Origin of the sequence: Microcystis sp. LSC13-02 (genome assembly GCA_002282935.1) — a bacterium.
Taxonomy (GTDB): domain Bacteria; phylum Cyanobacteriota; class Cyanobacteriia; order Cyanobacteriales; family Microcystaceae; genus Microcystis.
Map to the genome: position 1 here is coordinate 1 of MTBT01000017.1, position 7044 is coordinate 7044.

The 7044-nt window shown below is 45.4% G+C and carries 6 protein-coding genes and 2 pseudogenes; 5 read left to right on the forward strand and 3 right to left on the reverse strand.

Annotated elements, in window-relative coordinates:
* Window positions 1-103, reverse strand: a 103-nt coding sequence (locus BGL89_RS01230; protein ID WP_286823842.1) for a helix-turn-helix domain-containing protein, incomplete at its 3' end; no start/stop codon positions are given.
* A 102-nt stretch (window positions 104-205) separates the two neighbouring features.
* On the opposite strand from BGL89_RS01230, the pseudogene BGL89_RS01235 reads away from it, so the two are divergent.
* From BGL89_RS01235 to BGL89_RS01255, 5 genes and pseudogenes are all read left to right on the forward strand, one after another.
* Window positions 206-325, forward strand: a pseudogene (locus BGL89_RS01235) (glycosyl transferase); the annotation flags it as partial.
* Window positions 319-1113, forward strand: a pseudogene (locus tag BGL89_RS01240) (formylglycine-generating enzyme family protein); the annotation flags it as partial. The pseudogenes BGL89_RS01235 and BGL89_RS01240, both read left to right, overlap by 7 nt.
* 139 nt (window positions 1114-1252) lie before the next feature.
* A complete protein-coding gene (locus tag BGL89_RS01245) occupies window positions 1253-2530 on the forward strand; it encodes a glycosyltransferase (RefSeq protein ID WP_286823832.1) in 1278 nt (425 codons plus the stop codon).
* Between the two features lie 8 nt (window positions 2531-2538).
* Window positions 2539-2808, forward strand: coding sequence for a hypothetical protein (locus tag BGL89_RS01250; protein WP_286823833.1), 270 nt, complete (start codon window positions 2539-2541; stop codon window positions 2806-2808).
* 184 nt (window positions 2809-2992) lie between these two features.
* Complete coding sequence (locus tag BGL89_RS01255; RefSeq protein WP_286823834.1) at window positions 2993-3958, forward strand: glycosyltransferase family 2 protein; 966 nt, start codon at window positions 2993-2995, stop codon at window positions 3956-3958.
* Between the two features lie 47 nt (window positions 3959-4005).
* Here the strand turns inward: BGL89_RS01255 and BGL89_RS01260 are convergent, their stop codons facing one another.
* Both BGL89_RS01260 and BGL89_RS01265 read right to left on the reverse strand, forming a co-directional pair.
* Complete coding sequence (locus BGL89_RS01260) at window positions 4006-4371, reverse strand: DUF1815 family protein (protein ID WP_002801757.1); 366 nt, start codon at window positions 4369-4371, stop codon at window positions 4006-4008.
* A gap of 598 nt (window positions 4372-4969) precedes the next feature.
* Window positions 4970-7044, reverse strand: a 2075-nt coding sequence (locus tag BGL89_RS01265; protein WP_286823840.1) for a CHAT domain-containing protein, incomplete at its 5' end; no start/stop codon positions are given.

Consider the following 7044-nt stretch of genomic DNA (forward strand, 5'->3'; position numbering starts at 1 on the left):
GGAGAGCTTTATTGTAAACTAATCTTACACAGCCCAAAGTGCGCCGCAATAGCGACTCTTGTTCTGGTGTGGGGTAAAATCGGTAAGAATAAGCTTTTTCCATGTCTCACATTTAAGCATATATTCCGTAAATGTGTTAATATTTAACAGTAAAGCCAACCTAGAACGACCGGGTTTCAGACCCAAAATTTTCGATGAAGAACTAATGATCGCAAAAGTGGTCTCCCAATTCCAAACTTTTTTGCCCGAAGCGGCAATTTATGTCTATAACAACCGCTCTACCGATGATACCGTGACGGAGGCACTCAAAGCTGGGGCGCTCGTTCCTGGCGCGAACTCCTAGGCAACGGCAGCGAACTAGAGATGGTGGCTATTCCGGGGGGCAGTTTTCTACGAGGCTCAAAAAATGAGGAAAGAGGCGATCATACTAGCAGTGAAAAACCAGAAAATTCCCTGACGACGGCGGCCTTTTTTCTGAGCAAATACCCGATCACCCAAGCACAGTGGCGAGCGATCGCCCAACTGCCCAAAATTAATCTCGAACTCAACCCGGCGCCCTCCTTTTTCCAAGGCGATAACTTACCCGTAGAGAGAGTCTCCTGGTACGAGGCGATCGAATTTTGTCAAAGACTCTCCCGCTCCACCGGCAAAGATTACCTACTAGCGAGTGAATCACGCTGGGAATACGCCTGTCGCGCCGGTACAACCACCCCCTTTTACTGCGGGGAAACCCTCACCAGCGAGCGCGCCAATTACTTTGCCGTCTATGATCCCTACGCCGAAGAACCTAACACCACCTATCTGGCCAGGACTACCCCAGTGGGCAGTTTCGCCCCCAATAATTTCGGTCTCTACGATATGCACGGCAACGTGGGCGAATGGTGCGCCGATAGCTGGCACCGGAATTACGAGGGAACCCCGCCCCTAGATGGTAGTGCTTGGTTAGACAGGGATAATCGCTTGCAGCCCCGTTATCCTTCCGCCCGTTTAGTGCGAGGGGGCAGTTGGGGGGATGAAGCTAGGCACCTACGCAGTGCCAATCGCACCTTTTGCCTTCCCGATCAACACCACAGTGTCTTGGGTTTACGAGTCATGGCCGATAGTACCGGTTAATCAATGCTTGTGTCCGCCCAAGAGACGACAAAGGTATGGTTCAATAGGTTAGGTTCCAAAGGGCCAAAAGTATTCAGAATCTTCTGCTGTTGTCAGTGCGTCTGTAGCTAAATCAACCGCGAGTGAGGTCAAATTTTTCATGAAGATACAGCAGTCTCATCTTTTCTTAAATCCCCCCACAGGAGATCTGCAGGTACCTTTATCTCCTCCTCCCCCGGACGACGGCAACCTAGAAGAAGAAAAAAATTATCCTCTCAGCCTGTCTCTAGTCATTCCCACCTACAATGAACGGCAAAATATCGTTCAATTAGTCAACATTCTCAGTCAAATACTGGACGAAGCCCTGCCCGATGATTACGAACTGATCGTTGTCGATGATAATAGTCCCGATCGCACTTGGGAAGTCGCCGCGTCTTTAATCCCTGAATATCCCCAGCTGCGAGTGCTGCGCCGGGAGGGAGAAAAAGGTTTATCCTCGGCAGTGGTACGGGGGTGGCAAGTGGCACGGGGCGACATACTTGGGGTAATCGATGCCGATTTACAACATCCCCCGGAAGTGTTATTAAAATTATTCGAGCAAACCAGAGCCGGAGCCGATCTCGCCCTGGCTAGTCGCCATGTGGAAGGGGGTGGAGTCAGCGAATGGAGTCTAACTCGACGCTTCCTCTCCCGGGGGGCGCAGCTGTTGGGATTAGTCATTCTGCCTAACGTGGTGGGACGGGTATCGGATCCGATGAGTGGCTATTTCATGGTTAATCGACAAGCGATCGCTGGCCCGATCTTAAACCCGATGGGCTATAAAATTCTCCTCGAAGTTATCGGCCGCGGCAATATTGACGAGATCGCCGAAGTGGGTTACGTTTTCCAAGAGCGTCAAGACGGCGAGAGTAAGGTCACTTGGAAACAGTACATCGAGTATATTCTGCATCTGCTGAAATTACGTTCTCGTGGTCGCGTTGGTCGTCTGAAAAGACGTTGGCAATTCCCCCTCGATCGCTTTCTTCGCTTTAGTTTAGTCGGGTTTAGTGGCGTATTCGTCGATATGGCTATCTTTTATCTCCTCAGCGATCCCACTACCCTCGCTTGGGGAGTAACTCGCAGTAAGATTATCGCCGCCGAGGTGGCCATTATTAATAATTTTCTCTGGAACGATCGCTGGACTTTTGGCGATTTGTCCACGGGCCAAAATCAGTGGCAGCAGCGTTTCAAACGTTTTCTTAAATTTAATCTTATTTGTTTGGCCGGTTTGATCCTCAACGTCCTGCTCTTAAACTTTTTCTTCAATGTCTTAGATATTAATCGCTATATTGCTAACTTAATAGCGATCGCTATAGTTACCGTTTGGAACTTCTGGATGAATTTAAAACTCAGTTGGCGTGTGACGGAGGTTAAACCCGAAAAGTCCGGCAAGCAATAGGAAAGCCTTTGAAAACTTGCCCTCTAGTCCTGCAAACCCTTTTTAACTCTCGTTCAACCGCTGGCAGCATTAATTTTTGGGACTTAAAAGCGGCCCAGGGTCAACAGGAAACCGATTACTGGGGATTAAGTCTCAAGGAGGGGATGGAATGGCTTGATCAAAATGCCGATGACTTTCCTTGGGGAAAGGCCGCCGACCCCGATTATTATGCTTTCCCCCATTGTCCGACAATTCATGCGGTCCAACGTCAAGAAACACCCCTAACTAGGGTTTGCTGAATAAATCTAAAAACCTTGTTGGGTAAGACTTTTAGACTTTTTGTCAATCAAAAAGTACCAGGCATGGGAGTGATCAGGGGGAAAACGGTAAAACCCATCCCCCAACCCCCAACCCCCAACCCCCAACCCCCACCGAAAAACTTTTTCAGCAGACCCTAACCATCATTAAACATTGTCGTCAGCCATGATCGAAATGACCGCTATTCCGCCGATTTCCTTGCAAAACTACCGTATCGCTGCGATTATTCCCTGTTACAACGAAGAACTAACGATCGCTAAAGTTGTCTCCCAATTCCAAACTTTTTTGCCAGAAGCGGCAATTTATGTCTATAACAACCGCTCTACCGATGATACCGTGACGGAGGCACTCAAAGCTGGGGCGATCGTTCGTCAGGAAATCCAACCGGGAAAAGGTAATGTTGTCCGGCGGATGTTTGCCGATATCGAGGCCGATATCTATATTCTCATCGATGGTGATGATACCTACGAAATTGCGGCAGTACGACCCTTAATTGAACGAATGCTGCGGGAACAATTGGATATGGTCGTCGGTGCTCGTCGGGAAGCGGCAAAATCCTCCCAGGCTTATCGTCCCGGTCATCGCGCTGGTAATCTATTTTTAACAGGATTGGTGAAATTTCTGTTTGGAGCGCGTTTAATCGATATGCTCTCCGGTTATCGCGTCTTTTCTCGTCGTTTCGTCAAATCTTTTCCCGCTTTGTCCAATGGTTTCGAGATTGAAACCGAGTTAACTATCCACGCTTTAGAATTAAAAATTCCCTTCGCCGAAGAACCAACCCTCTACGGAGAACGTCCTGAAGGTTCCCAAAGTAAGTTAAAAACCTTTCAAGATGGCTGGCGAGTATTGGGAACCGCTATCTTACTTTTTAAAGAAATTCGTCCTTTTCTCTTTTTTAGCCTTGTCTCGCTAATTTTGGCGGTTATTTCCCTCCTCTTAGCGATACCCGTCCTGTTTGAATACCTCGAAACCGGCTTAGTACCACGTTTTCCCACCGCTATTTTATCGGCCTCGATCATGCTTTTAGCCTTTTTAAGTTTGACCTGTGGCATGATCCTCGATTCCGTCTCCCGGGGACGAAAAGAGATGAAACGAATGGCCTATCTAGCTAACAGTTGGCTGAAAGGTTAGGGAAAAAGTTCACTAAACATACAGGTCTAGGTAACATCTATCTGGGGTTAAACCGTCTCTAACCGTTGCAGCACGGAGGAGGGTTTTTTGTCAATAAATTCCGCCGGCGAAATTTGATATTTAATCAGATTGGCTAATTCCTGTAGTTGGCTGATGGCTTCCGCACCTTCGAGTTTCATTAACTCTCGATCATCGCGCATTTCTGTCCAGGTGATGCCGTAATCGGACACGAGAAACCGAATTAGATGGGTTTCACCCAATCCGACCATAAAGGATGCGCTGTTCATTTGACCGCCACAGGTGTAGCAAGATGCTAGATAACCTTGATTTTCTAGTGCGATCGCTAAGGCCTGTAAATCCATGACCAAGTCTTTGACCAGTTGGCGATGCTGTTCTGCAAGTCGTTTAAACACAATGTTCCTCCTGACAACACTGCTCAATTATAAAACCTTAATACTGTTTTAAGATTCTTTTTTGAGAAAATAAAGTGAATGAACCAGGTTTTTTTACGGATGTTAAGTAACAAAATGTAAAGAACCCGATACCTAGGGTAGCGTGAATTCCTGAGCTCGCCAAGTATATGTAACTACAAAGCCACCATTCTATCCATCTTTCCACCCCCTCGATCCCAACTATTCCCATCATGCCTATTTTTAAAGTTTAAGATCCGGTTTCGACAAAAAAGTTCGTAAATCTATATTGACAATTATAGGACTTAGGCATTGACAGGACCGACCGAATATGGTGTATGGGTTTCAGGTATTTTAACCTGATTTTTTGATGACCTTTGAGCGATCGCTATCGTTCGGGAGTTAATCGCCAAAAGTCTGAAACTCCTATTCTTTCGTGGAAGCTATGGCTAGTAATTTTTTGTGATACTATAGCGGTTCTCGCATATGTGCGGCACACTTAAACCTTTGCTGATTAAGCTGCTCAGGTTCGGCAATGTACCTCTTGTGAATCAGAAACGCTATAATAATCTTACCACTAAGTTTAACTCCTAAACCTTCATCAGTCAAATTTCATCGAAGTTGCATCACCAGAAGGAATAAAACTTGCCCAGAAAAAAGGATGTTTTTGCTTCTCACTCTTGAGCATTCCTAGTTGAATTTGTCGTAAAGCTTCACTGCGTCTTTCTCCTTTTTGCAAGCGTCCATAATAGGCGACCATTAAATCTTTAGTTGCGTCGTCAGATACTTTCCAAAGGCTAATTAATTGGCTTTCACTACCCGCAATAACTAAAGCGCGGCGCAATCCATAAACTCCCTGGCCGATATTAATATCTCCTTTCCCCGTATCGCAAGCGGAAAGAACAACTAATTTGGTTCCGACTAAGTTTAAATTGGTAGTTTCTAAAGCAGTTAAAACACCATCATCTCCTGCACTTTGACCGATTTTTACTCCTGCTAAAACTAACCCAGAACGCAATAAAGGATTCTCAATCACATTGCGTTCCGGTTTAAAAAAACCATGAGTGGCGATGTGGAGAATATTCGGTTTTTTCGCTTGTTTGACGGCGTTTTCTGTGGCTTGAGAACCAGTTAAAACAGTGGCTTGAGGTAAGATATTTTTAATCGCTTTAGCTTCTTGTTCTGTACCCGGAAGACCGGGAAAAGTAAACTCAGACAGGTCGATGGAACGAGTGAGAGCGACTTTTTCCCCTGCTTTGCCGTAGAAAGGATCAGCTACAATGAGGGGAGATTGTTGACTGGCAAATTTATCTTTTAGACGCAGTAAATCTCGTCCAGAAGTGAGATAGGTAATATGATAATTTTCCACTAAGTATTGATTATTTTCATCCACTAATGCTTCAAAGGGAATTAAATTAAGTCCAGCATCAGGAGAAAGCAGAATTGTTTTAGTATCGCCTAATAATTGACGGATAGGCTGCATCAATGTCTCATCAAGTTGACGCGCTGATTTTTGCAGTTGGGGGAGACGAGTTTCTGCGTCTGCAAGATTGTCACGGAAGTAAATTAATTTGTCGTCAATTGGTTTAGCCTCCCCTAAATCCTTGGCTTTGATGTCACCATTGGGATAGAGAATATAAACAGCATAACGAGGATTGCCAAAGCGTTGATTTTCAGGCGCTTTAGGATTAAGAGGTCGATAGCGGACTATTTCAACTAAAGCAGCATCAGCAGGAATTAGCTTTTGAATGCCTTCGAGGGTAATGGGTTGGGATAGGCTACGAAATTCGGCACTACGACGACCGATTTTACCCTCTATTTCTTTTGCTTTTTCGGTAACTTCGTTAAGTTGTTGACGGTAAATTTCTGGTGAGGGAAAATCTTCAGGCTTTTTAAAAGTCAGGTTAGATACTTGCGTCCGAACTTCAATCAGTTGAGTTAATAATTGTTGACTTTCGAGGTCATCAGTACGTTGTCGGAGAATTTGTAAGCTATTGGTTGAAACATCTAAAATTCGTCCTTTACGTTCTAAGATGGTTTTCAAGGCGAGACGGGTTGCTTGTGGGTTATTAGGTGCAGCTTGAAGATTGAGGGAAATCACCCCATCAGTCGTCCCTGAAACCGTTGCTATATAATCTTGTTTTTGACGTTCATCCCCAATATTTAGATTTTCTGAGAGGTTGTCTTCTTCTACTGCAAGTGCTTGGCTGAGATAATTAATGGCTTGAGGAATATCATCTTGAGAATAGTAAAGTACTGCCAAATTGTTGAGACTGGTGGCGGTATCGGGATGGTTGTCTCCTAATTGTTGTTTGCTGATAGCTAAGGACCTGTTGTAGAGGGGTTCGGCTTCGCTGTATCTTCCTTGAACTCTGTAAAGTTCTGCCAAATTGTTGAGACTGGCGGCGGTAGCGGGATGGTTGTCTCCTAATTGTTGTTTGATGATAGCTAAGGCTTGTTTGTAGAGGGGTTCGGCTTCGCTGTATCTTCCTTGAGACTGGTAAAGTGCTGCCAAATTGTTGAGACTGGTGGCGGTATCGGGATGGTTGTCTCCTAATTGTTGTTTCCTGATAGCTAAGGACCTGTTGTAGAGGGGTTCGGCTTCGCTGTATCTTCCTTGAGACTGGTAAAGTAATGCCAAATTGTTGAGACTTTGTGCAGTTAGGGGATGGTTGT

Excerpts from the sequence above, each read along its gene's own strand:
- BGL89_RS01245 (WP_286823832.1), top strand. The coding sequence starts at position 1,253 with ATGAAGATACAGCAGTCTCATCTTTTCTTAAATCCCCCCACAGGAGAT.
- BGL89_RS01255 (WP_286823834.1), top strand. The coding sequence starts at position 2,993 with ATGATCGAAATGACCGCTATTCCGCCGATTTCCTTGCAAAACTACCGT.